This window comes from Saccharopolyspora sp. MMCC62, from assembly GCF_057736575.1.
On the sequence record NZ_JBYKCM010000003.1, the window covers coordinates 585,952 to 608,633 of the forward strand.

Consider the following 22,682-nt stretch of genomic DNA (forward strand, 5'->3'; position numbering starts at 1 on the left):
GCCGGTGCCCGATCAGGCCCGCGCTAGTCGAGCTCGCGCCGGTACACGCTCAGCATCTGGTCGTGCGCGGTGAACGCGAACCGGTTGCCCGGCGTCCCGATCTCCCCGTCGGTGGCCACCGCCACCGCGGGACCCCGCACCACCACGTCCAGGAACCGGTGCTCCTGCTCCACGTAGGTGCGGCTGCGGTGCAGCGCACCGGTCATCGCCGCCAGCACGAACCGCGGCCGGGACCAGCGGACGTCGGCGCGCACGTAGCGGACGTCGAGCCGCCCGTTGTCCAGGCGTGGCCGCCACGAGGGCGCGAACCCGCGCGGCGCGTACGAACCGTTGCCCGCGAACAGGATCCAGACCTGCCGCCGCACGCCGTTGAGCTCCACGTCCAGCGGGCTCGACTCGTACAGCACCCGAGCCAGCGCCAACGCACCCGCGGGCCACTTGCCCCAGCGCCCGGCCCACTGCTCGCGGAACCGCACCAGGTCCGGGTAGCCGCCGATGCTGGCGGTGTTGAGGAACCAGCGCGTCGGCCGGGCGTCGACGGTCACCCCGCCCAGGTCGACGCGCACCGCCGTGCCCTGCTCCACCGCGTCGGCCACCGAATCGGAGTCGGACACCCCGGCGTCCCTGGCGAAGTGGTTCAACGTGCCCGCCGAGAGCACCGCGAGCGGAATGCCCCTGGTGGTGGCGAGGGCCGCGACCGCGGCCACCGTGCCGTCGCCGCCCGCGACGCCCAGCGCGCGGATGGTGCCGCCCTCCTGGTCCAGCCGGTCGGTGAGGTCCGCGACCACGTCGCGACCCGGCTCCGCGAGCACCACCTTCGCCGCCGGCCAGCGGGTGCTCACCCACTGCTCCGGGTCGAAGGTGCCGTCCCCGGAACCGGGGTTGACCAGCACCAGCACGCCTTCGCCGTCGTGTAACGCGGGCACGTCCGCCGGGTGGCGCACCGCGGCGGGCTCGTCCGGGCGGACCGGCCACCAGCGCCGCGTCGCCCACGCCAGGCCCGCGCCGATCGCGGCGCCGCACACCACGTCGCTGGGCCAGTGCACCCCGGTGTGCACCCGGGAGTAGCCGACGGCCGCGGCGAGCGGGGCCACGGCCAGCCCGAGCGCGGGCGATTCCATCCCCACCGCGGTGGCGAACGCGGCCGCGGAGGCGGCGTGCCCGGACGGGAACGACGAGGAGCTCGGCGGATCGCTGAGCCTGCGGTGCCGCGGCACCAGCCGCGCGGCCGGCCGTCGGCGCGGGAACAGCGGCTTGCCCAGCAGGTTCGTCGCCGCGCTGGACGCCGCGATCGCCGCGAGACCGCGCAGGGCGGCCCGCCGCGGCGTCCCCTTGCGAACGGCCAGCCCGGCGGCGACCGAGAGCCACAGCGCGCTGTGGTTGGCCGCCGTGCTCAGGGCTTTCAACCCCGGATCGGCGGCGGTGCGGGGGAGAGCGGCGCTGCGCCGGGCCAGGTCGCGGTCCACCGCGTCCACCTTGCGGGTGATCTTGGGAAGCCACGTCTGCACGTCCCGCACGCTACCGATGCCCGAACGGCGGACCGCCGACGGCCGTCGCAGCGCCTACTGTGGAGACATGCAGCGGCGGATCTTCGGCATCGAAACCGAGTTCGGGGTCACCTGCACGTTCCACGGGCAGCGGCGGCTCTCCCCGGACGAGGTGGCCAGGTACCTGTTCCGGCGGGTCGTGTCGTGGGGACGTTCCTCGAACGTGTTCCTGCGCAACGGCGCCCGCCTCTACCTCGACGTCGGCTCGCACCCGGAGTACGCGACCGCCGAGTGCGACGACCTGACCCAGCTGGTCACCCACGACAAGGCGGGCGAGCGGATCCTGGAGGACCTGCTCGTCGACGCCGAACGCCGCTTGGCCGACGAGGGCATCGGCGGGGACATCTTCCTGTTCAAGAACAACACCGACTCGGCGGGCAACTCCTACGGCTGCCACGAGAACTACCTGGTCGGGCGGTCCGGCGAGTTCTCCCGGATCGCCGACGTGCTGCTGCCGTTCCTGGTGACCCGGCAGCTGATCTGCGGGGCGGGCAAGGTGCTGCAGACCCCGCGCGGCGCGGTGTACTGCCTCTCGCAGCGCGCCGAGCACATCTGGGAGGGCGTCTCCTCCGCCACCACCCGGTCCAGACCGATCATCAACACGCGGGACGAGCCGCACGCGGACGCCGAGCGCTACCGCAGGCTGCACGTGATCGTGGGCGACTCGAACATGTCCGAGGTGACCACGCTGCTCAAGGTGGGCACCGCGCACCTGGTGCTGGAGATGATCGAGAGCGGCGTGCAGTTCCGGGACTTCAGCCTGGACAACCCGATCCGCGCGATCCGCGAGATCAGCCACGACCTCACCGGCAGGCGGACGGTCCGGCTGGCAGGCGGGCGGGAGGCCTCGGCGCTGGACATCCAGCGCGAGTACCACAGCCGGGCGGTGGACCACGTGGCGCGCCGCGGCTCCGACCCGATGTCCGAGCGGATCCTGGACCTGTGGGGCCGGGCGCTGGACGCGGTGGAATCGCAGGACTACTCGTCGATCGACCGCGAGGTGGACTGGGCGATCAAGCTGCGGCTGCTGGAGCGCTACCGCAGCAAGCACGGGCTGGAGCTGTCCAGCCCCCGCATCGCGCAGCTCGACCTCGCCTACCACGACATCCGGCGCGGCCGGGGCCTGTTCGACATGCTGCAGCGCAAGGACCTGGTCGACCGCGCCACCGAGGACGGGGAGATCGAGGCCGCGAAGGACACCCCGCCGCAGAGTACGCGGGCGAAGCTGCGCGGGGACTTCATCGCCGCCGCGCAGGCCGCCGGGCGCGACTTCACCGTCGACTGGGTGCACCTGAAGCTGAACGACCAGGCGCAGCGCACCGTGCTGTGCAAGGACCCGTTCCGCGCGGTGGACGAGCGGGTGGAGCGGCTGATCGGGTCGTTGTAGCGGGTCGTCGCGGCGGGGGCCACACGATGCGGTGAAGCGGCACCCGAGATCGCCTATTCGAACACGGGTTCGGATAAGGTGATCTCAGTGTCGCCTCACCGGAAGGATCCCGCCATGATCACTCAGCCGAAGTTCGCGGTGCTCCACGTCGCCGACCAGGAGCGGGCGCTGGAGTTCTTCGCCGAGACCCTCGGGTTCGAGGTGCTCACCGATGCGCCGTACGGCGACGGTGACCGGTGGCTCGAGGTGCGGCCACCAGGGGCGCGGACGTACCTGGTGCTCGCCGCCGGAGATCCGGAGCTCGCCGCTCGCATCCGGGAGCAGCGCGGGCCGATGAGCACGGTGTGGTTCGACGCCGACGACCTCGACGCGACCTTCGCGGAGCTCAGCGCGAAGGGCGTGCTGTTCCCGGTCGAGCCGCAGGCCGCGCCGTGGGACCCCGGTGGGACGACGCGGTGGGCGCAGTTCGCCGATCCGGAGGGGAACCTGTACGGGGTCAGCGCCCAGGACTAGCGCGCGAGCGGGCGTGGCGACCGGTGCCTGAACCGGTGTCCGAGTCGATGGGTGAGTCGGTGCGCGTGCTCGGCGCGGCGCCGGTCAGCGCAGCGGGTGCTGGCCGGTGGGGCGGATGAGCAGTTCGTTGACGTCCACGGTGGCGGGCTGGTTCAGCGCGTAGAGCGCCGCCTCGGCGATGTCGGTGGCGTGCAGCTTGGGGCGGTCGGCCTGCTCCGGGGTGTTCATCCCGGTCTCCACCAGGCCGGGCTGGAGCAGCGTGACGCGCACGCCGGTGCCGACGCACTCCGCGCGGATGTTCTGCGCCATGCCGGTCACCGCCCACTTGGTGGCGGAGTAGAGGTTCCCGGGCCGGATGCCGCGCCCCGCCGCGGATCCGGTCAGCAGCAGGTGTCCGCGGGTGCGCACCAGCGCCGGGAGCGTCGCGCGGGCGGTGAGCGCCGTGCCGTGGACGTTGGTGAGCACCATGTCCCGCCAGTCCGCGGGATCCGCGCCGTCGGTGCCGAGGAACGAGGTGGCGACGCTGCGGCCCGCGTTGGCGAACGCCGCGTCGAGCCTGCCGAAGTGCTGCTCGACCTGCGTCACGGCGTCGCTGAGCTCGGTCCAGTCGGTGACGTCGCAGGGCACGGCCAGTGCGCGGGGTTCTCCGGTGCGCCCCGCATCGGCGTCCAGCTCGCGGACCAGCTCGGCGAGCGAGTCCGCCGATCGGGAGAGCAGGGCGAGCCGGTAGCCGGCGCGGGCCGCGGCTCGTGCGGTGGCGGCGCCGATCCCGCGGGAGGCGCCGGTGATGAGCAGGACCGGGTCGGACGTGTCCGCAGGCGCTGGCATGACCGCAGTCTAGGAGCGGAGGAGGTGTGATGAACGACTTCACGGCCACGACACCTTCAGTGTCGAATGAAATCAATGCGGCGGCGGTGCGGAGCGCGTGGCGGGCGAAAGGGCACGTCCACCGCGGCCGAGGACGCGGCCCGCCAGGGATTCGCGTGCCCGAAATACCTGATCAACTGCGATGGAGCTAGAGTTTCAAAGTGGCCACTGCGCGTGCTGAACGCTTGGTGAACCTGGTGCTGTGCCTGCTCTCGACACGCCAGTACCTGACGGCGGAGCGAATCAGGGGGATTGTTCCGGGTTACACCGACGCGCCCAATGACGAGGCGTTCTTCCGGACCTTCGAGCGCGACAAGTCCGAACTGCGGGACCTGGGCGTGCCGTTGGAGACCGGCCGGAACTCGGCGTTCGACGCCGCCGACGGCTACCGGATCGCCCGGCGGGACTACGAACTCGGCGACATCGGGCTCGAACCGGACGAAGCGGCGGCCGTGGCGCTGGCGCTGCGGCTGTGGGATTCGCCGGAGCTCACCGGCGCGGCCCGGGGCGCGCTGCTGAAGCTGCGGGCCGCAGGGGTGGACGTCGACGACCGGGCCGCGGGCACCATCGAACCGAAGGTCCGCACCAGCGAGCCCGCGTTCCCCGCGCTGCTCGCCGCCGTGCAGGCCGGCCGGGTGGTCACCTTCGACTACCGGCGGCCCAACGAGGCGCTGGCGCAGCTGCGCACCGTGGAACCGTGGGGCGTGGTGGCTTGGCGGGGGCGCTGGTACCTGGTCGGGCACGACCGGGACCGGCGGGCGCCGCGCTGCTTCCGGCTGTCCCGCGTGCAGGGCGACCCGAAGGCGCAGGGCCGGGCGGGCGCGGTGAGCAGGCCGCCGGACGTCGACCTGCTGTCGATGGTGGCCGGGGAGCAGCGGGACGCGCCGCCGAGCACGCCGGTGCGGCTGTGGGTCGTGCCGGGGCGCGCGCAGGGCCTGCGCCGCCAGGCATCGGTGGTGGACTCGATGCGGCTGGACGGCATCGAGGGCGACGTGCTGGAGCTGGACCTGTCGTACCCGGACTTCGCGGCCTCCTGGATCGCGGGCTACGGGCCGGACGTGGTGGTGCTGGAGCCGGACGTGCTGCGGAAATCGGTGCACGAAGCGCACCTGGGTGCCGCGGCCGCGGCTGCGGCCGGAAGCGACGAAGCAGGGGAGGTGCGCCGATGACGGCCGGGGCGACGCAGCGGTTGCCGCGACTGCTGGCACTGGTGCCGTACCTGCTGAGCAGGCCGGGCATCCCGGTCGCCGATGCGGCCGCCGACTTCGGGGTCGGGGAGCAGCAGCTGCGGCGGGACCTGGAGCTGCTGTGGATGTGCGGTCTGCCGGGGTACGGGCCGGGCGACCTGATCGACCTGTCCTTCGAAGGCGAGACGATCACCGTCACCTACGACGCGGGGATGCGCCGCCCGCTGCAGATGACGGCCTCGGAAGCGACCTCGCTGCTGGTGGCGTTGCGCGCGCTCGCCGACACCCCGGGCATCGCCGACACCGAGGCGGTGCAGCGGGCGCTGTCGAAGGTCGAGGAGGCCGTCGGCCAAGCCGGTCCGACCGGGGTCGTGGTCGGGCTGTCCGGCCGGGAAGGCCCCATCGCGCCCGGGGTGCAGGACGCCGTGCAGCGTGCCGTGACCGAACACCGCGCGCTGCGGATGCGGTACTACACCGCGTCCCGGGACGAGATCAGCGAACGCACCGTGGACCCGATGCGGCTGGTGATCGTCGACGGCCGCAGCTACTTGGAAGCGTGGTGCCGCTCGGCGGTGGCGGTCCGCCGCTTCCGGCTGGACCGCATCGACGCCGCCGAGGTGCTCGACGAGCCGGCTCGGCCGCCGTGGGACGCCGAACCCACCGACTTCTCCGCCGGGCTGTTCCGCCCGATGCCGGACCAGCCGAGCGCGCTGCTGGAGCTGGACCCGGACGCCCGCTGGGTCAGCGAGTACTACCCGGTGGACGAGCTCACCGAGCTGTCGGAAGGCCGGATCCGGGTGCGGATGCGGTACTCGGACCGCTCGTGGATGGTGCGGCTCGTGCTGGGGCTCGGCGGTCAGGGACGCGTGGTCGAGCCGCGCGACCTCGCCGAGGACGTGCGCAAGCGCGCCGAGGAGGCGCTCGCACGGGTGCGGCACCTGCCCGCGCACTGACCGCAGCGGCCCGGCCGGTACCCGGCCTCGCTTCCGGCGAGCATCCGCTCGTCGCGGTCGCGGTCGCGGTCGCGTCGGTGTCCGGCTCCGTGGTCGGTGGGCTCCTGCACGTCGCGGTCGGTGGACGGCGTGGTGCCGCGCGGGTTCCGGTTCGGGCTTCGGGCGGCGTCGCTCGGCGATCTCCGGTTCGGGCTTCGGGCGGGTGCGTCGTGGGGCGGGTCCCGCTCCTCGTGGGCCGTGCCTGGGGCGGCCCCGCCGGTCGTCCGGGGGCGCCGGATGCGCTTCCGGGCCGCGCCGGGTTCGTCGCGAGGCCGGCGCCGGGCTCGGCGGAACGACCACCGCTCGCCCGGCCACGCCGCTGCGGGGGCGGCCGTCCCGCGCGCTACGGTGATCCGGTGCCGTACGTGTGGAGTCTTGTGCTGTTCGTGGTGGGAGTGCTGCTCCTGCTCGCCTTGCTGATCAGGTTCTTCGTGCTGCTCCGGAGGGTGCGCGCGGTGCAACGCGAAGTGACGGAGGACGTGGCGAACCGGTCGGGTCTGCTGAAAGCACGAGTCGCGGGGCTCCAGGTGGCGCTCGCAGAGCGGCGTAAAGGTGCCACGTGACGGCCTATGAGAGCGTCATCCGCCCGCGTACCATTGCGGTCGCAGGAAGCCCCGAGAAAGGTGTGCACTGATGGGTTTGCCAGGTGGGTGGGAACTCGTACTCATCGTCGCTGTGCTGGTGTTGCTGTTCGGTGCCACCAAGCTGCCGCAGATGGCGCGTTCGCTCGGCCAGTCCGCGCGCGTGTTCAAGGCCGAAGCGCGCGGCATGAAGGAAGACGAAGCCGCTGCCAAGCGCGACAAGGAGGCCTCCTCCGAACCGCAGCAGCTCACCACCGGTGAGCCGAGCGCGCCGGTGACCGCGACCAACGCGGAAGAGGCGCCGCGCAAAGAGAACAAGAACTGATCGGAGACGGAACGCACGGTGAGTTCAAACCCGTTGCGCCGTTTGAACCCGTGGCGCAGTGACCGCCGCCGTTGGGGGCGCAGGCACAACCCCGACGGCACCATGACCCTCATCGATCACCTCTACGAATTGAGGTATCGACTCGGTTGGGCGGCATTCGGCATTCTGGTCGGCGCGATCCTCGGCTTCATCTGGTTCTCGCACGAGATCTTCGGCCTGCCGAAGCTCAGCGATATCTTGATCCACCCGTATTGCCAGTTGCCGGCAGACGTGCGCTTCAGCCCGAACGGCGAGTGCCAGCTGTTGCAGACGAAGGCGTTCGAAGTCTTCATGCTGCAGTTGAAGGTCGGCATCGCGGTGGGCTCGTTGCTGTTCAGCCCGCTGTGGCTGTACCAGGTGTGGGCGTTCATCACGCCGGGCCTGCACGCGAACGAGCGGAAGTTCGCCCGCACGTTCGTGAGCATCGCGAGCCTGCTGTTCGTCGCGGGCGGGGTGCTGGCCTACTTCGTGGTCCCCGAGGGCCTGGCCTTCATGACCGGCTTCGGCGGCGGCGCGTTCTTCACCGCGCTGACCGGTGGCGAGTACATCAACTTCGTGCTGCTGATGCTGCTGATGTTCGGCATCAGCTTCGAGATGCCGCTGGTGCTGGTGATGCTGAACCGGGCTGGCGTGGTCAGCTACGCGAAGCTGAAGAGCTGGTGGCGGGGCATCGTGTTCGGCCTGTTCGTGCTGGCCGCCGTCGCCACCCCGGGGCAGGACCCGTTCTCGATGCTGGCGCTGGCCGCGTGCCTGGTGGTGCTGTTCGTGATCGCCTTGGTGATCTGCCGGGCGCAGGACCGCTCGAAGGCGCGGAAGCTCGCCGGGCAGGGCATGGAGGGCGTCGGGCTCGACGAGGCCTCGAAGATCGATCATCAGCCGTCGAAGCTGGACACCACCGCGTCGCAGGCGCCGGTCGGCAGCAACGACGACGCCACGTAGCACGGCGCACGACATCCCGGTGCTCTTCGTCGGCGGGCCCCCCACCCCCGGGGGCTCTCGGCGGCCGCCCCCCCCGCCGGGGGGGGCGCCCCGACTTCGTGCACGGGCCCGGTCACCGGGTGAAGAACTCGACGGCGGCGAGCGCGATGTGCTTCTGCGGGGTGAGGCCGCGGGCATCGAGGATGGTCACCCGCACCTGCGTGATGTCGCTGCGCCCGATGTCGAGGTCGAACCCCTCCGGCTGGTCGGGGATCTGCTCCCGGGTGGATTCGACCCGCCCCCGCTTGTCGGTGGTGGTGATCTCCACTTCGGACGGGTGGGCTTCGGCGTAGAACTTCTCGACGTCCCGGGACTGCCCGACGGTGATGATCATTCCGACCAACCGGGTCGGCTTCTCGAGCTCGAACTCGATCCACTCGCCGGGGGCCGACGTTCCCCAGTACTCGTTCACGACGATGGTGGAGGCGTTCAGCGCGGGGTGGCCGGGGAGCTCGCTGCTGGCGGTGGTCTTCGAGATGGTGGCCGGCACGGGGGCGAGCGTCTTGTCCAGCACGTCCTGCACGAGCCACACGCCGAACGGCCAGAGCAGGTAGCCGGCCAGGACGATCGCGAGGACGGTGCCGAGGATGGCGATCCGGCGCCAGAGCCAGCGCAGTCGGCTGCGGTCCGGGCGCTGCCGCCAGCGGAGCCGGGTCGGTTCCTCGTCGGGGGCGGGGTTGAGCGGGGTGGCGCAGCGGACGCAGAACCGCCGGGTCGGCGGGTTGGGTGTCTTGCAGGACGGGCAGGGCGGCCCGTCCTCGGTGACGGGCGTGGGTTGCACGACCTGCTGTTCGGGGCGGGGCGCGACGGGTTTCGCCGGTTGCACTGCGGCGGGCTGCTCGTCGTCCGCTTCCTCGTCGCTCGCCGCGGCCTGCGCGGGAGCGGGGCTGGAAGTGGGGGCGGGTGGTCGCGGTGGCATCGCGGCCGGTGGGAGCGGAGCTCCCGGCGGGCCGGGCGGTGGTGCCCCGGCGGGGCCGGGGCCCGAACCGGGTCCGGGCCTGGGGCCGGGTCCGGGCGGGGGCGTGGAACCCGGGCCGCCGGGCCGTCCCGGTCCGGGTGGTGCTTGACCGTGGACCGGCCCGTTGCGCGGCGGTGCCTGCCCGGGGAACGGGCCGGGTGGTGCGGCTCGTCCGGAGCGGTCCGGCCCGGCTGGCCCCGGGGGTGGTACTCCTCGTCCGGGCTGCGGAGGTGCGGCGGGCGGTGGTGCCTGCCCGCCGGTCCGGGGCGGTGCGGCCAGGCCGGACCCGCCGGGCGCCTCGGCACCGTCACCCGCGGGCGGGGTCGACCGTTCCCAGCCGAGGTAGCTGCCGCAGTTGCCGCAGAAGTCGTCGGTCTCGGCGGTGCGGGCACCGCAGTTCGGACACGGTCGCATCAGCGTTGCCCCTGTTCTGGCGAGGGTGGCCCGGGCAGCACTTCGACGGTGCAGGTGAGGTGGATCGGGCTGACGGAGTCGACGAGCGCGGTGACCTGGGCGTGGTCCACGGCGGCGCGGCCGGGCCACACCTGCACGCGCACGGTGGTGTTCGGTTCGCCGCCGAGGACGTTGCCGGGCCGGGTGGACCAGGTGGCGCCGGGTCCGTCGAGGATCCGGCAGTGCACGCCGAGGCACAGCCACAGCCGGTGCGCGAGCCCGCGGGCGGTGCCCTTCCAGCGGTGCAGTTCGACGGCGCGGGCGACGACGGCGCGGCGCAGTTCCAGCGGCCAGTCCGGTTCGAGTTCGGTGGCGACCCAGGTGCCGAGCCAGGCCACGAAGTCCTCCGGTGCCAGCGCCGGGTCGAAGTAGTGCGCCAGGTTGTCCAATGTGGACAAGATGGGCGCGAGCACGTCGTCGAGCCCCGCGGTGAACTGCTGCGCCAGCTGGTCGCCCGCGTACATCCCGGGCAGCTGTTCCCCCATCGGGTAGCGGCTGCGCAGTCCGGGTACCGCCGCCCGCCCCGTCATCGGGGCTCCGCGCCGTCGTGCGGGGCGACCACGACCTGGTGCTGGTGGGAGAACACGAGGGCGTGCGCGGGCAGGTCGATGCGGTCGGCGGGGGTGCCGCGCCTGCCGGTGATCGGATCGGCGGGGAACAGCCGCACCTCTTCGACGAGCCCGACGCCCTCGACGCGCTGGAGGACGGCGAAGATCTCCCCGACCTGCACGGGTCGGCCGAACGGCCAGCCGCCGCCGTCGACGCCGCCGCGCAGCGGGTTCAGGTACGCGTACAGCGCATCGAGGGCGTCGCGGTCGATCCGCCCGGTGTCGGCGCCGGTGGAGCGGAGCCGGGCCACGACGGTGATGCCCTGGTAGAACGGCGGTTCCACGACGATCCGCGCCCCCAGCAGCCTGCGTTCGTCGAGTCGCGAGGCGATGGTCGCCAGCAGCTGCTCGCTGGGGATGAGCTGCTCGAAGCGGATGCGATCACCGGTGTCGGCGACGGCGCCGGGCACGACGAGCAGCCGGGCGGCGCCGGGGTCCTGCTCGGCCGCGGCGGGCAGGCAGCGGATGCGGGCGGCGGCGGGTGCGGCTTGGCGGGCGATCTGCTCGTGGTCGGAGGCGGTGACGGCGCGCTCCTGCAGCTGAAGCTGGTGCGGGGCGCGGATCTTCGCCTCGGGGACGGTCTCGCCGTCGACGCCGCCGATGGCGGCTTCCCGGTTCTCCACCTCGGAGATGTAGGGCTCGGAGCTGCGCAGCACGGAGATGGCGCCGCGCGCGACGTTGCCGGCGCGGCCGCCTCCGGTGCGGTAGCGGGGAACGCGCACCTGGGCGCCCTTCGGCGGGACGGCGCCGTAGTACCGCAGCGACCCGTCGGCGAGCCGCACGGCCGGCGGGAATCCGAACTCGCCGGTGGTGGGGTCGAGGGTGACGTGCCGGTCGGTGGGACCGGAGCGGCCGAAGTGGTCGACGACGGTCCAGTCCTCCCAGCCGTCCTCGGTGGAGACCTGGACGACGACGGGGTCGCCATCGGTGAGCACCGGTGCGATGTCCGCGGTGAACCGCTGCCCGGGGACGCCCTCGGATTCACCGAGCGGCACGTCGGCGTGCGTCTCGGCGTGCTCGACGCCGGTGGTGCCGCCGACGGTGGAGACCTCGGCGATGCGGACGGTGGGGGATTCGGAGTAGAACGGCTGGTCCGGCACGGGCGCGATGACGCGGCAGCGCAACCACCCGGCGCGCACCCCGGCGACGGTGGAGGGCGTGTGCCCGGGTCCGATCTGCAGCAGCACCTCACCGGGCTTGTTGAGCCCGCCGGTGGTGTCCTCGAACGCCTCGCACTCGGCCCAGCGGGTGCCGTCCCACGCCTCCCACACCAGCGGCGGCTGACGAGGGTCGACGCCGATGCCTTCGACCTGGCTGTCGAGTTCGACGGCGATGACGCAACGCGGCACGGCACCGCTGAGCCCGAACAGCATGGCGTCGCCGACGGCGGGTTGGGCTTGGAAGCACGGCACGTCCTTGGCGGCTTCCAGGTCGGCGGTGCGGTCCTCGATGGTGCCGGTGGCGGAGATCGTGACGAGGGTGCGCAGCTCGCACGGCACGATGGGCAGGTCCTGCTCGGTGGCGAACACGACTTCCCGGTCGGCTTCGGTGTGCGCGGTGGCGACCTCGGTGCCGCGGGGCAGCAGCACGGTCTCGTTCTGCGCGGCGGACAGCCAGAAGGTGACGTCGCCGCGCGCGGCGGTGGGCGGGAACAGCCGCACGCCCATCAGGTCGAGGAACGCGAGGTAGTTCTTCTCCGGCACCCGGTTGAGCCGGTAGACGAGCTGGTCGACCATGTGCGCGAAGGTCTCGATGAGCGTGACGCCCGGGTCGGAGACGTTGTGGTCGGTCCATTCGGGGGCGCGCTGCTGCACGTAGCGCTTCGCTTCGTCGACGAGCTGCTGGAAGCGCCGGTCGTCGAGGTTGGGCGTGGGGATCGCCATCAGGCCGCTCCTCCCGCTCCGGGCTCGCCGCCGTCGGGGATGGTGTAGAAGGGGAACACGAGGTTGCGGCGGTCGTTGGTGGACCGCAGCACGTAGTGCACGTCGATGTAGAGCACGCCTTCCTCGTCGGGGTCCAGGGCGATGACGACGTCCTCGACCTCGATGCGCGGTTCCCAGCGCTGCAGCGCGGACCGCACCTCGAAGGCGATGCGCCCGGCGGTCGCGCCGTCGGTGGGGGAGAAGACGTAGTCGTGCACGCCGCAGCCGAACTCGGGCCGCATGGGGCGTTCGCCGGGTGCGGTGCCGAGGACGAGGCGGATGGCCTCCTCGATCTCCTGCTCCCGCCCGACGAGGCCGATGCCGCCGGTGGGGGTGACGCGCAGCGGGAATCCCCAGCCGCGGCCGATGAACCGCTCGCTCACATCGGGCCCCCGATCAGGACGTTGGGGGCGCCGATCAGGACTTGCGCGCCGCAGGAGGACTTGTCGAGCATCTTCGCGGCGGGCATGCCGCCGATCAGCACGACGCCGCCGCGGGGCGGGCTGGGCAGCAGCACGTTCGCGGGGCCCAGCAACGCGTGCGGGGGGATCGGGCAGCCGACCGTGCACGTGGTGACGGCGGCCGGTTTGCCGCCGATGAGGACGGTCATGACCTTGGCGGCCGCGGGGCCCACCGGGGGGCCGACGGTGCCGCCGTGGCTGGTCGGGTCGCCGATGCGGGCTGCTGGGGCCATTGCGGTGCTCCTCGTGCTGGGCGGGTGCCGGTAGTGCCGGGGCGAGTTCCGGTGGTGCCGCGGGCGTGGTGCGCGGCGGTCAGTTGATCCGCACCATCGGTGCGTGCAGGGCGGCGGAGGCGGTTCCGCTGACGTCGGTCATCGCGCCCCGCACCGTGGTGCTCTGCATCGCGCTGACCGTGGCGTTGGAAATCGCGTCCACGTTGATGTTCTTGCCCTTGATGGTGATGTCGCCGGTGCCCGCGTCGAGCGTGATCCCCTTGTCGTCCAAGGTGATGGCGCGGTCCACGACCCGGCCGCCCGCCTTCTTCAGCGAGATCGCGATGCTCTTCGCCTTGTCGTCCATGCGGATCTCCAACCGGTCGTCCCCGCTGGCGATCCGCACGCCCGGCGGTCCCTTCTTGCTGTCGATCAGTTCGAGCCGGTGCCCGTCCCGGGAGACCAGCGAGCGCCACGCGACCTTCCCGCGTTCGATCAGCGGGAGCTTGTGCTCGGACGGCTTGTCCTTGCCGTTGTAGAGCCCGCCGAGCACGTAGGGCTTGTCCAGGCAGCCCTGTTCGAAGGCGACGAGCACTTCGTCCTTGACGCTCGGGGTGATCACGCCACCGCCCTGCCCGCCGAGCTGCACGGTGCGCGCCCAGTCGGAGGTGTACTTGGCGTCGAGCCACGGGAAGGCGAGCTTCACCCAGCCGCGCCCGCCCCCGGCGGGTTCCTGGACGTCGGTGACGATCGCGTTGACCACCCCCGGGATGCGCGGTCCCCGGTCGGGCGCGTTGGCCCCGGTGGCGAGCCCGGCCAGCGACCGGTCCGGGCTGGTGCTGACCTGCACGGTGGTGCGGTAGCCGAGGCTCGGTTCGATGACGTGCTGCACTGCGGTGGCGGTGTACTTGCCGGAGAACTTGTCGCCCGCGTTGCCGAGCGCGATCGGCACGCCCGCGCGGAGCTTCGGATCTCCTTCGACGACCGCTTCGATCTCGCCGAGCCCGGCGCTGGTGGCGGCCGACAGCGAGTCCGCCAGCGCATCGGCTTCGGCTCGGGTGCCGTAGGCCGTGTCGGTGACGACGGTGTCGTTCTTCTTCCCGAACCGCTTGATCGCCTCGGCCGGGGTCATGCCGGGAACGGTGGTCTTGCTCGGGGTGACGGGCTTCTTGGCGACGACGGGTTTCTTCGTCTTCACGTCCCAGCCGCGGACCTCCACGCTGCCGACCTGGTCGGTGGAGGTGAGCACCGCGCGCAGCGCCATCAGGTTCCGCCCGTACTCCAGCACGAACGGGCTCTTCGCCGCGGAGGTGGTGGGTGCGGGCGCGGAGGCGGCCGGGGTGAGCGGGGCGAAGTCGAGCTTGCCGGTCTCGTCGACGCGGACCGTGGCGCCGTGCTCCTGGGCGAGGTTCTGCAGGAAGTCCCAGTCGGAGATGTTGGGCTGGGCCAGCTGGGTGTAGGTGATCGGCTTGGCCTGCACCTTCCCGACCGTCAACCCGGCACCGACGGCGACCTTCTCCACGATGGCGTCGGCCTTCATGTTCTTGAACGCCACCACTTTCCGGCCGCGCAGCAGCCGGTGCGCCTTGTTCATGGCCCGCACCACGGTGAACGAGCCGGTGCCGTCGGAGTCCAGTTCCAGCGCGGTGACCTCGCCGGCGAACAGCTTCTCCGGTGTCTTGCCGCCCGTGGTGGACATGGACACGGTCAGCGCGACCCCGATGGTGATGGAGGTGGCGGTGAGCAGCTCGTGGTTCGGGTCCCGGAAGGTGAGGGTCGCCGCGTCGGGCAGGCCGACGTTCTCGTCGACGACGCAGGACACCAGCTGTCCCAGCCACGGCTCGGGCAGCTCGTCCGGGCACTTGATGATCGGATCGGCGGCGAAGGACCTGCCGTCCTGCTCTGCGGAACTTCCCATCACGCACCGTCCTGTTCGGACTCGTCGAGGGCGGGGACGAGCAGTTCGCTGCCCGGCACCAGGACCATCGGGTCGTCGATCCCGTTGGCTTCGGCCACGTACCGCCACGCCGTCGCGTCGCCGTACTCGTTCCAGGCGATCTGCGCGAGGCTGTCCCCGGCGATGACCCGGTGGGTGCGGCGCGCGGCGTCCGAGCCGGAGGTGGGGTTCTGGCCCGGGGTGTCGACGCTGGCTTCCTCGATGCCCAGCGAGCAGGTGGCGCGCAGCGGTTTGCCGTCGACGTCGAACAGCGAGTAGTTCACCGAGAAGCTGTTGAGCACCCCGTCGAACGAGGTGGTGCGGGCGGTGCCCCACTCGAACCGGACCCACGGGCTGGCGGGTGTCTTGGTGGCCAGGCTCTTCGAGGTGGGCACGCAGGCCACCATGAGGTCCTCGACCTTCTGCTCCACCGAGTCGTCGTGCTTCTCGGTGGCGTCGAGGAACACCTCCAGCTGCAGCGACCGGGGGCCGCTGCCGACGAACTCGGGCATCGCCGATTCGGCGGCCATCCGGGCCGGTTTGCGCCGCCACTCGGTGCTCTTGGTCAGCGCGAGCTTGCTCGGGTTGAACTGGAGCTTGACGCGTTTGAGCGTCGCCCCGGGTTTCGCGCCGACCTTGGTGGGCGGCTCCATGATGAGGATCTCTGCGCGGGCGAGGTTCTTGGCGCTGGTGGCGGCCATCCGGCTCCTCCTCTCAGGACGGTTGCAGGCCTTCGTGGGCGATCTCCAGGGTTTCGATCGCCGCCTGGGAGTTCGACGGGTCGAAGGACGGTCCCTGCCAGCTGACCGGCACGATGCCGATGACCTGCCAGCGGGCGATGGGCGTCAAGTTCGGCTGCAACGCGACGATCTCGCCGTTCTTGCGCTCGGCCTTGCGCATCGTGTCCGACAGCCATTTCGCGATCTTGGTGGTGTCCTTGGTGACGGGACGGGTGAACGTGATGTTGGTCCAGGTGATGCGGGTGGGCAGCTGCCAGGAGAACGAGTTGTTGCCGCCTTCGGCGAACTGCTCCACCTCGACCTGCGCGCCGAGCCCGGAACAGGTGTGGAACCGGCCGAGGTCGTTGCCCGCGATGGCCAGCCGGAAGAACACGCTGCTGGCGAAGATGTCCTTGGACGACATCGGTTTGCTCCTTCTCAACGCCTGCGGTCGTAGGTGCGGCCGAACCGTTCGCGGCCGTGGCGCAGCTCGGTGCGCAGCAGCCTGCCGACCGGTTCGACGAGGCGGCGGGCGAGTTCCTCGACGTCCTGTCCGCCGCCGGTACCGGTGCTCTCATCGGAGTCGGGGTCGGAGTCGGTGCTCTCCTCGTGCTGCTTGGGGACGACGGTGACCGGGACTCCCGGTGGGACGCCGGGAACCTGCGGGGTGGGCTGGTCCTGCTTCGGTGCTTCCCGTGCGGGAGGCGGGGTTTCCGGGGCGGTGTTGCGCTGCACGGGCCGGGCCGTGCGCACCGGCGGCGGCGTCCCCGGTTCGTCCACTGTGGATTCCACCGGGGTCGGCGGTGGTGCGGCCGCCGCCGCGGGGACGGTCGCCGAGGTGCCCGAGCGTTGCACCGGTGCCGGTTCGGCCGGTCGGTCGCCGGGCTCGCGGCGGGTCCAGCGCAACGGCGCCGCGGCCCGGTGCTCGGCCGGCGGCGCCGTCGCGTTCGGCCGCGGCTGGTCCAGGCGGGTCCTGGTGGTCAGCGGCCGGGCCGTGAGCAGCGAGCGGGCCCGCTGCACCGGTGCGGCGGGGTGCGCCGGACCGTGGTGCAGCCGGGGGACCAGGTCGGGTTCGTCCGGCGCGGTCGAGGAGTCCGGTCGTGCGCGCTGGACGGGGTGCGAGCCGGTGGCGACCTCGTGCTGGTCGGCGGGGGTGTTCGCGGTGGGCGGTGTCTCCGGCGCGGCCGCGCTGCTCGGTGCGGTGCGCCGCTGGACCGGGGTGGTGCCGTGCGGGGCGGTGGTGCTCGGGCGCGCTGGGGTGACCGCGTGGTGCGGTGCGGTCGATGGTCCCCGGGCGGCGCCGGACGGCTGCTGCGCGGCAGGACCGGGCGACCGCCGCGCGGTGGTGCCGGAGGGTTCCTGCGTTCCGGTGGCGCTCGGGACGGCCGGATTCCGTTGTGCGGTCGGCAGATCGGCGCTGGGCGAGTGCTCCGGCGTCGACTCCGCGGTGCCGCCGGCCGGGCGCGAGCGCTGGATCGTGGTGTCGCCGAGCAGCGGCGCGGTGCCCTCCGCGGTGCCGTGGCCCGTGCTGCCGTGCGGCGCGTCTCCGGCAGCGTCCGGGGTCCGGCTGCGCTGAACCGGAGTCGTCGGACCGGTGCTCGCGGGCTGGGTGTTCTCCTGCCGCGAGCTCGCCGACCGGGAGATCGCGGGCGGGGAGCTCTCCTGCTGGGAGCCCGCGGGCTCGGCGCTCGCACCGGCGAGCGGAGTGGCGACCGGATCCGCCGGTGCGGGGTCGTCCGGCGTCGTCGCCTGCGGTTCGCGCTGCGAGCTCGTGGTGCGCTGGACCTGCGGGGCGTCGCCGAGCAGCGGCGCCGTCTCCGCCGCACCGCCCGGGCCGACGGCGCTGCCGGGACCTACCGCGCCGCCGGGCTCGCCCTGGCCGGGTGCGGGCAGGGTGCCGCCGGGGCGCAGCGGGGTCGCGGTCTCCGGCAGCCGCTCCAGCGGTTCGCCGAGGCCACCACGGGAGCTCGGCGTGCTGCGCTGCACCTCGGTGTGCGTGGTGTTCGGGCGCTTCCGGCCGCGCGTGGCCGGGGAAGGACGCTCGGGCCGCTGCTCCGGGACCGGTTCCGCGGCGCGCTGCACCGGTGGCGGTGGCTCGGGGGAGCCCGTCGCATCGTGGTGCAGCGGCACCGCCCCGGACGGCATCCGCTGCACGGGCCCGCCCAGACCCGACTGCCCGGCACCGCGGTCCGGGCCCAGCGTGGGGCGAGTGGCCTGCGGTTCGCCCGAGGCGGTCGATCCGGCTCCGGTGGTGGAGTCGCCGGTCACGGCGGTGCCGGGCGCGGTGCCGGAGTCCGCCGGTGGGCCGGGGGTGCTCGGGGCGGTCGGTCGAGACACGTCGGATCGTGCCGGGGGCGCACCGGAGTCGGCGTGGCGCTGCACCACGAGATCCACCTCCGAGCCCGGCTCCTCGGCACCCGTCGACGTCGCGGGCTGCACCGGATCCGCGGCGTGCGCGGTGGTCGCGGGCAGCCGGCGCGGGGTGAAGCGGGTGATCGGCCGCGCCCTGGTCAGCGGCGGCGCGAGCCTGCGCAGGGCGACCCGTTGCACCGCGCCCGAGCCGGGGGAGCCGCCTCCGGCCGGGGTGGCGGACACCGAGGCGGCGGAGGGCCCTGCTCCGGCGGACGTGGCGTCGGCAGAAGCGGTGCCGGAGGACGCCGTGCCGGTCGAGCTCGTTCCCGACGGCGGAGCGCTGGACGAGCTCGGCGCGCTGGAGGTGGCCGCCGTGCCGGGTGAACCGGCGTTCCCCGACGATCCGCTCCCGGACGAACCGGTCGAGCCCGACCCGCCACCGGCCGGAGGACTCGCCGAACCACCGGACGCAGCCGGCGAACCCGCCGAACCGGAGCCGCGCCCCGCACCGCCCCCGGACATCGCCCCGCGCGCGGCGTCCCGGCCCGACGACCGCCGCTGCACCGCCCGGCGCGAACGCGGGACGGCGGCTTCCGAGTCCGAAGTGGACTCCGATTCCGGTTGCACCCAGGTGAACTCCGGGTCGTCCGACCGCTGCACCGGCCGTCCGTCCGCGCGCGCCAGCCCGCGCATCACACCGCTCGGCGCATCGCCGGAGAGCCGGTGCCCCAGCCCGCCGCCCAACACCCCGTGGTCCCGGAACGAGGCGACGGACGCGCGGAAGCGCTCGGGCCGGATCACCTCGCCCGAGTCGCGCTGCAGCACCCCGCGCATCGGCGCCGCGCTCCGCCAGCCATCACCCGGTTCCGCGACGGGGACGGCCGGCGCGGCGGGATCCGGCGCCGGGGCGTCGTCCCGGCCGAAGAGGCGGCGCAGTGCGGTCCAGCGGCTCATCCGGCTCACCTGCTCTCGTTCACCCGCGTGTTGATGCGGGCGATCTCCCGCACCCAACGCCCGCGTTCCAGGTGGTCCAGGTCCAAGATCTCCTCGCGGGTCCAGTGGAAGTGGTAGGCGATGTACGCGACCTCCTCGTGCAGCCGGTCGGCCGCGTACGTCACGATTCCCCCAGGCCGTCACCGGCCAGGTCGATCTCGAAGGACGTCTGGCAGGACGGGCAGGTGACCCCGGCGCGGGTGTGTCCCTCGCTGTTGATGCGCCGGTAGAAGTCCTGCAGGAACGCGATGTCGGTGGCGTACATGTTCTCCACCAGGCCCGAGTGCACGTCGGTGATGTCGCCGAGCCGCGTGATCACCTGGCTCAGCAGCACCACGCTCAAGTACGCCGGGTTCTCCTTGACCCGCAGGTCGATCTGCGGGCGCAGCTCGTCGCGCGCCGTCGCCAGCCGCATCCGCCCGTGCCGGTGCAGCGTGCCGTCGGTGTGCCGGTAGCCGCGCGGCAGCTCGAACTCGAACTCGTCGTGCGGTGCTTGCGGCGCGGGGCGTGCGGCGGTGGCCGTGGTGGTGTCGGGCTTGCGGGCTCTGAACTGGTCCAGGTCGTCGAGCGAGTTGACCCGCCGCCTCATTCGACCTCGATCCGCTCGAAGGTGATCGTGGCCTTCTCGGTCGCCGCGTTGGACTCGCCCGCGTTGAGGCCGGGGCCTTCCCACTTGCTGACCCACGCGTCGTAGAGCTGGATCCGCCGCACGACGGTCCCGTTCGGTTCCATCACCTCGATGGTCAGGTTCTCCCGCGCGTCCTCGACCTCGCCGTCGGACACCGTCTTCTTGAGCCACTTGGTGAACTCGGGGCTCTCGGTCATGCCGCGGGTGATCGTCACCTCGCCGCCCTTGTGCCCGCCGGGCTGCTTCTTGTTCATCATCTTGCCGGTGTCGGTGACCTGCTGGGTCTCGACCACGTCCTGTTCGACGGTCAGCCCGCTGACCTCTTTGATGGACTCGACCGTGACCCCGCCCAGCTGCACGCCGAACCGGTGAACGGAAAGACTGTCGCCTTCTGCCATGAATGCTCCTTCGGGATGTTCTGTGTCGTGCCTTCGTCTTGTCAGCGGCGAAGCCGCTGAGCCGCCGACCACCTGATCCACCGGCACCGCCGCGGGTTCTCAGCTGGTTCCTCGCGAGGACAGCGATTTCTCCTGTGGCGGAGCCACCGGTGACATCGATCCCGCAGCGAGGGACCAGCTGAGGTTCCGCCACCCGCTCTGCTAGGCAGGATGAGCGAGAAGAGTCACTCGCTCAGGAGGCTGGAGCTGTCGGAGAACTGGGAGAGGCGGAAGATGACGAACTCGGCGGGTTTCACCGGGGCCACGCCGATTTCGCAGACGACCTGGCCGAGGTCGATGGATTCCTGCGGGTTGTTCTCCCGGTCGCACTTCACGTAGAAGGCTTCGGCCGGGGTGCGGCCGAACAGGGCGCCGTCCCGCCAGGTCTGGGTGAGGAATGCGCTGATGTTGCGGCGGATGCTGGACCACAGCCGGTCGTCGTTCGGCTCGAACACCACCCACTGGGTGCCGATCAGGATCGACTCCTCCAGGTAGTTGAACAGCCGCCGCACGTTCAGGTAGCGCCACGCCGGGTCGGAGGACAGGGTGCGGGCGCCCCAGATGCGGATGCCGCGGCCGGCGAACGCGCGCACGCAGTTCACGCCGACCGGGTTGAGCAGGTCCTGCTCGCCCTTGCTGAGCGTGGTCTCCAGGTCCACGGCACCGCGGATCACCTCGTTCGCGGGTGCCTTGTGCACGCCGCGCTCGGTGTCGTTGCGCGCCCACACCCCGGCGACGTGCCCGCTCGGCGGCACCATCTTGTTGCGGCCGGAGGACGGGTCGAACACCTTGATCCACGGGTAGTACAGCGCCGCGTAGTTCGAGTCGTACCCGGCTTCGTCCATCCGCCAGGTCCGCACCTGCTGCGCGTTCAGCCCGGGCGGGGCGTCGAGCAGGGCGACGCGGTCGCCGAGCTGCTCGCAGTGCGAGATCGCCGCCAGCTGCACGGTCTTCACGCCTTCGGCGTCGATGAGGCCGCGCTGGTGGGCGCTCATCAGGTCGGGGACGGCGACGATGGTGATCTCGTCGATGGTCTCCAGGCCGCCGAACCCGGTGCGCGCGGCCAGATCGCCCACGTACTCCCGCGCGTCGAGCTTCGCCGGGGTCGTGGCGCTGGGCGGCGTGCCGGGGACGGTGATGCTCTGGTTGTCGGGGCGGGCGAGGGCGCCGCTGGACTGCTCGGTGACCTCGATGAGCTTCGAGTGCTCCTTGACCTGGGTCACCACGTAGCTCTTGACGTTCTTGCGGGTGGAGACGTCGTGGGTTTCGGCGACCTTGCCGCCTTGGCGCACCACGAGCTTGAACCGGTCGTCCGGCGGGTTCTCGCCGTCGGCGTCGGCGACCTCCACGGTCACGTCGGAGGTGGTCGCGGACAGCGCGGAGACCGCCAGGCCGCCCAGCTCCACCGGTTTCGGCGCGGGCGCGGCGGGCGCCGCGGCCTCGGACGGGCCGCCGATGCGCACCACGTAGGCGGAGCCGCCGCCGTTGGCGAAGTAGCCGTAGACGGCGTGCGCGAGGTACCCGTCGTCGAAGCCGCCGAAGTGCTGCACGTACTGGTTCCAGTTCGTGACCAGCGTCGGCTGGTGGAAGGGCCCCTGCGGCGCGAAACCGACGAAGGCGGCCACCGCGGTCCCGACCCCTTCGATCGGCCTGGCCCCGCTCTGGACTTCCTCCACGTACACGCCAGGGGACAGGTACGACGGCATGCTCGCTCCTTCGTCTGCGGCGTTCGTGCACCCAGAGCTTTCGCCACCGCCCGGCCGCGCCGCCATGTCCGCTCGACCTGCGCCGAGGGCAGCACGAGTGCCTTCTCGGGCAACCCGGCGTTGCCTCGGCAGGCAGGCGTGGGTGGTTGCCCCGCCCTCTGCCCTTCCGGGCATTCCCGGTGCGCGGCCGGGTCAGGTAGGAGTGGTGCCGTTGCCGGGTCAGGAGGAGGGGCCATGCGGGAGCACGAACAGCACGAGACGGCGAAGTCCGCGGCGAAACCCGAGCGCACGACCCGAGCACCCGAGCACTCCGGCGGCGCCGAGGAACTGCTGCACCTCCAGCGCACCCTCGGCAACGCAGCCGTGACCCGGCTGATCCAGCGGCGGATGGCGCCTCCGGAACCCGCTCCGGAGCCGGCCCCGGAGCCCGCCTGGTCGGGCGAGGACGTGTTGAAGTCGTCCGGGAAACCGATGGACGCGCCGGTGCGGCAGGAGATGGAGACCCGGTTGGGGGCGGACTTCTCCGACGTGCGGCTGCACACCGGCGCCACCGCGCAGCGCTCGGCCACCGAGATCGGCGCGCGTGCCTACACCTCCGGCAACAACGTGGTGCTCGGTTCCGGCGCCTCGGACAAGCACACCCTGGCCCACGAGCTCACCCACGTCATCCAGCAGCGCTCCGGCCCGGTCGCGGGCACCGACAACGGCAGCGGACTCAAGATCTCCGACCCCTCCGACCACTTCGAGCGGGCCGCCGAAGCCAACGCGCACCGCGCCATGCGCGCCCCGCTGGAGGATTCGGAATCCTGATCCGCGCACCAGGTGAATGGCCCATTCGCCCACTCGGCACGGTCCGATGGGCCATTCACCTGGGCGCATCC

The 22,682-nt window shown here is 72.3% G+C and carries 23 protein-coding genes; 8 read left to right on the forward strand and 15 right to left on the reverse strand.

Going from position 1 to position 22,682, the window contains the following annotated elements:
- Positions 1-23: 23 nt before the first annotated feature.
- Positions 24-1,508 (reverse strand): phosphatase PAP2 family protein, encoded by a 1,485-nt coding sequence (locus tag AC29IT_RS09915; RefSeq protein WP_488218500.1) that lies wholly within the window; start codon positions 1,506-1,508, stop codon positions 24-26.
- 67 nt (positions 1,509-1,575) lie between these two features.
- Between AC29IT_RS09915 and pafA the strand changes: the two genes are divergently transcribed.
- Both pafA and AC29IT_RS09925 read left to right on the forward strand, forming a co-directional pair.
- Positions 1,576-2,934 carry a Pup--protein ligase gene (pafA, locus tag AC29IT_RS09920; RefSeq protein WP_224960113.1) on the forward strand — a complete coding sequence of 453 codons (1,359 nt, stop codon included), beginning with the start codon at positions 1,576-1,578 and terminating at the stop codon, positions 2,932-2,934.
- A 114-nt stretch (positions 2,935-3,048) separates the two neighbouring features.
- Complete coding sequence (locus AC29IT_RS09925) at positions 3,049-3,447, forward strand: VOC family protein (protein WP_488218501.1); 399 nt, start codon at positions 3,049-3,051, stop codon at positions 3,445-3,447.
- An 84-nt stretch (positions 3,448-3,531) separates the two neighbouring features.
- Here AC29IT_RS09925 and AC29IT_RS09930 read toward each other — a convergent pair whose 3' ends face one another.
- The gene (locus tag AC29IT_RS09930) at positions 3,532-4,275 is read right to left on the reverse strand and encodes an SDR family oxidoreductase (RefSeq protein ID WP_358442194.1); all 744 of its coding nucleotides are present in this window, start codon (positions 4,273-4,275) and stop codon (positions 3,532-3,534) included.
- Between the two features lie 200 nt (positions 4,276-4,475).
- On the opposite strand from AC29IT_RS09930, the gene AC29IT_RS09935 reads away from it, so the two are divergent.
- The 5 genes from AC29IT_RS09935 (at position 4,476) to tatC (ending at position 8,377) form a co-directional block, all read left to right on the forward strand.
- Positions 4,476-5,483: a helix-turn-helix transcriptional regulator gene (locus tag AC29IT_RS09935; protein WP_358442192.1), complete on the forward strand. Its 1,008-nt coding sequence runs from the start codon at positions 4,476-4,478 to the stop codon at positions 5,481-5,483.
- Entirely contained in the window at positions 5,480-6,454 is a 975-nt protein-coding gene (locus tag AC29IT_RS09940; protein WP_488218502.1) for a helix-turn-helix transcriptional regulator, read from the forward strand. The genes AC29IT_RS09935 and AC29IT_RS09940 overlap by 4 nt, the downstream gene beginning before the upstream one ends.
- A 395-nt stretch (positions 6,455-6,849) precedes the next feature.
- Entirely contained in the window at positions 6,850-7,056 is a 207-nt protein-coding gene (locus AC29IT_RS09945) for a bacteriophage holin (RefSeq protein ID WP_488218503.1), read from the forward strand.
- A gap of 70 nt (positions 7,057-7,126) precedes the next feature.
- Complete coding sequence (tatA, locus tag AC29IT_RS09950; protein ID WP_358442184.1) at positions 7,127-7,399, forward strand: Sec-independent protein translocase subunit TatA; 273 nt, start codon at positions 7,127-7,129, stop codon at positions 7,397-7,399.
- Between the two features lie 102 nt (positions 7,400-7,501).
- Complete coding sequence (tatC, locus tag AC29IT_RS09955) at positions 7,502-8,377, forward strand: twin-arginine translocase subunit TatC (RefSeq protein ID WP_358442181.1); 876 nt, start codon at positions 7,502-7,504, stop codon at positions 8,375-8,377.
- A 112-nt stretch (positions 8,378-8,489) separates the two neighbouring features.
- Here tatC and AC29IT_RS09960 read toward each other — a convergent pair whose 3' ends face one another.
- From AC29IT_RS09960 to AC29IT_RS10020, 13 genes are all read right to left on the reverse strand, one after another.
- On the reverse strand, positions 8,490-9,335 hold the full coding sequence (locus AC29IT_RS09960; protein ID WP_358441109.1) for an NADase-type glycan-binding domain-containing protein: 846 nt from the start codon (positions 9,333-9,335) through the stop codon (positions 8,490-8,492).
- Between the two features lie 452 nt (positions 9,336-9,787).
- Positions 9,788-10,357 (reverse strand): phage tail protein, encoded by a 570-nt coding sequence (locus AC29IT_RS09965; protein WP_358441112.1) that lies wholly within the window; start codon positions 10,355-10,357, stop codon positions 9,788-9,790.
- A complete protein-coding gene (locus AC29IT_RS09970) occupies positions 10,354-12,318 on the reverse strand; it encodes a putative baseplate assembly protein (RefSeq protein ID WP_488218504.1) in 1,965 nt (654 codons plus the stop codon). Before AC29IT_RS09970 ends, AC29IT_RS09965 begins: the two co-directional genes overlap by 4 nt.
- Complete coding sequence (locus AC29IT_RS09975; RefSeq protein ID WP_358441118.1) at positions 12,318-12,740, reverse strand: GPW/gp25 family protein; 423 nt, start codon at positions 12,738-12,740, stop codon at positions 12,318-12,320. The genes AC29IT_RS09970 and AC29IT_RS09975 overlap by 1 nt, the downstream gene beginning before the upstream one ends.
- Positions 12,737-13,051, reverse strand: coding sequence for a PAAR domain-containing protein (locus AC29IT_RS09980; protein ID WP_358441120.1), 315 nt, complete (start codon positions 13,049-13,051; stop codon positions 12,737-12,739). The genes AC29IT_RS09975 and AC29IT_RS09980 overlap by 4 nt, the downstream gene beginning before the upstream one ends.
- A gap of 79 nt (positions 13,052-13,130) precedes the next feature.
- The gene (locus AC29IT_RS09985) at positions 13,131-14,948 is read right to left on the reverse strand and encodes a VgrG-related protein (RefSeq protein WP_488218505.1); all 1,818 of its coding nucleotides are present in this window, start codon (positions 14,946-14,948) and stop codon (positions 13,131-13,133) included.
- Positions 14,948-15,667 (reverse strand): CIS tube protein, encoded by a 720-nt coding sequence (locus AC29IT_RS09990; protein WP_488218506.1) that lies wholly within the window; start codon positions 15,665-15,667, stop codon positions 14,948-14,950. Before AC29IT_RS09990 ends, AC29IT_RS09985 begins: the two co-directional genes overlap by 1 nt.
- A gap of 13 nt (positions 15,668-15,680) precedes the next feature.
- Positions 15,681-16,109: a phage tail protein gene (locus AC29IT_RS09995; RefSeq protein ID WP_358441128.1), complete on the reverse strand. Its 429-nt coding sequence runs from the start codon at positions 16,107-16,109 to the stop codon at positions 15,681-15,683.
- A 14-nt stretch (positions 16,110-16,123) separates the two neighbouring features.
- On the reverse strand, positions 16,124-18,991 hold the full coding sequence (locus AC29IT_RS10000) for a hypothetical protein (RefSeq protein WP_488218507.1): 2,868 nt from the start codon (positions 18,989-18,991) through the stop codon (positions 16,124-16,126).
- A gap of 5 nt (positions 18,992-18,996) precedes the next feature.
- The gene (locus tag AC29IT_RS10005; RefSeq protein ID WP_358441133.1) at positions 18,997-19,155 is read right to left on the reverse strand and encodes a DUF6760 family protein; all 159 of its coding nucleotides are present in this window, start codon (positions 19,153-19,155) and stop codon (positions 18,997-18,999) included.
- Positions 19,152-19,619 carry a hypothetical protein gene (locus AC29IT_RS10010; protein WP_488218508.1) on the reverse strand — a complete coding sequence of 156 codons (468 nt, stop codon included), beginning with the start codon at positions 19,617-19,619 and terminating at the stop codon, positions 19,152-19,154. Before AC29IT_RS10010 ends, AC29IT_RS10005 begins: the two co-directional genes overlap by 4 nt.
- Positions 19,616-20,056, reverse strand: a complete 441-nt coding sequence (locus tag AC29IT_RS10015) for a phage tail protein (protein WP_224959754.1) — start codon at positions 20,054-20,056, stop codon at positions 19,616-19,618. Before AC29IT_RS10015 ends, AC29IT_RS10010 begins: the two co-directional genes overlap by 4 nt.
- 224 nt (positions 20,057-20,280) lie before the next feature.
- Entirely contained in the window at positions 20,281-21,801 is a 1,521-nt protein-coding gene (locus AC29IT_RS10020; protein ID WP_488218509.1) for a phage tail sheath family protein, read from the reverse strand.
- A 234-nt stretch (positions 21,802-22,035) separates the two neighbouring features.
- On the opposite strand from AC29IT_RS10020, the gene AC29IT_RS10025 reads away from it, so the two are divergent.
- On the forward strand, positions 22,036-22,611 hold the full coding sequence (locus AC29IT_RS10025; protein WP_488218510.1) for an eCIS core domain-containing protein: 576 nt from the start codon (positions 22,036-22,038) through the stop codon (positions 22,609-22,611).
- The last annotated feature ends 71 nt before the right edge of the window (positions 22,612-22,682 follow it).

What these genes read in the sequence shown, in the direction of transcription:
- AC29IT_RS09965 (WP_358441112.1), bottom strand. Translation starts at nt 10,357, where the DNA reads ATGACGGGGCGGGCGGCGGTACCCGGACTGCGCAGCCGCTACCCGATG.
- pafA (WP_224960113.1), top strand. Translation starts at nt 1,576, where the DNA reads ATGCAGCGGCGGATCTTCGGCATCGAAACCGAGTTCGGGGTCACCTGC.
- AC29IT_RS09995 (WP_358441128.1), bottom strand. Translation starts at nt 16,109, where the DNA reads ATGTCGTCCAAGGACATCTTCGCCAGCAGCGTGTTCTTCCGGCTGGCC.
- AC29IT_RS09980 (WP_358441120.1), bottom strand. Translation starts at nt 13,051, where the DNA reads ATGGCCCCAGCAGCCCGCATCGGCGACCCGACCAGCCACGGCGGCACC.
- tatC (WP_358442181.1), top strand. Translation starts at nt 7,502, where the DNA reads ATGACCCTCATCGATCACCTCTACGAATTGAGGTATCGACTCGGTTGG.
- AC29IT_RS10025 (WP_488218510.1), top strand. Translation starts at nt 22,036, where the DNA reads ATGCGGGAGCACGAACAGCACGAGACGGCGAAGTCCGCGGCGAAACCC.
- AC29IT_RS09940 (WP_488218502.1), top strand. Translation starts at nt 5,480, where the DNA reads ATGACGGCCGGGGCGACGCAGCGGTTGCCGCGACTGCTGGCACTGGTG.
- AC29IT_RS10000 (WP_488218507.1), bottom strand. Translation starts at nt 18,991, where the DNA reads ATGAGCCGCTGGACCGCACTGCGCCGCCTCTTCGGCCGGGACGACGCC.
- AC29IT_RS09985 (WP_488218505.1), bottom strand. Translation starts at nt 14,948, where the DNA reads ATGGGAAGTTCCGCAGAGCAGGACGGCAGGTCCTTCGCCGCCGATCCG.
- tatA (WP_358442184.1), top strand. Translation starts at nt 7,127, where the DNA reads ATGGGTTTGCCAGGTGGGTGGGAACTCGTACTCATCGTCGCTGTGCTG.
- AC29IT_RS09990 (WP_488218506.1), bottom strand. Translation starts at nt 15,667, where the DNA reads ATGGCCGCCACCAGCGCCAAGAACCTCGCCCGCGCAGAGATCCTCATC.
- AC29IT_RS10010 (WP_488218508.1), bottom strand. Translation starts at nt 19,619, where the DNA reads ATGAGGCGGCGGGTCAACTCGCTCGACGACCTGGACCAGTTCAGAGCC.
- AC29IT_RS09925 (WP_488218501.1), top strand. Translation starts at nt 3,049, where the DNA reads ATGATCACTCAGCCGAAGTTCGCGGTGCTCCACGTCGCCGACCAGGAG.
- AC29IT_RS10020 (WP_488218509.1), bottom strand. Translation starts at nt 21,801, where the DNA reads ATGCCGTCGTACCTGTCCCCTGGCGTGTACGTGGAGGAAGTCCAGAGC.
- AC29IT_RS09960 (WP_358441109.1), bottom strand. Translation starts at nt 9,335, where the DNA reads ATGCCACCGCGACCACCCGCCCCCACTTCCAGCCCCGCTCCCGCGCAG.
- AC29IT_RS09970 (WP_488218504.1), bottom strand. Translation starts at nt 12,318, where the DNA reads ATGGCGATCCCCACGCCCAACCTCGACGACCGGCGCTTCCAGCAGCTC.
- AC29IT_RS10015 (WP_224959754.1), bottom strand. Translation starts at nt 20,056, where the DNA reads ATGGCAGAAGGCGACAGTCTTTCCGTTCACCGGTTCGGCGTGCAGCTG.
- AC29IT_RS09930 (WP_358442194.1), bottom strand. Translation starts at nt 4,275, where the DNA reads ATGCCAGCGCCTGCGGACACGTCCGACCCGGTCCTGCTCATCACCGGC.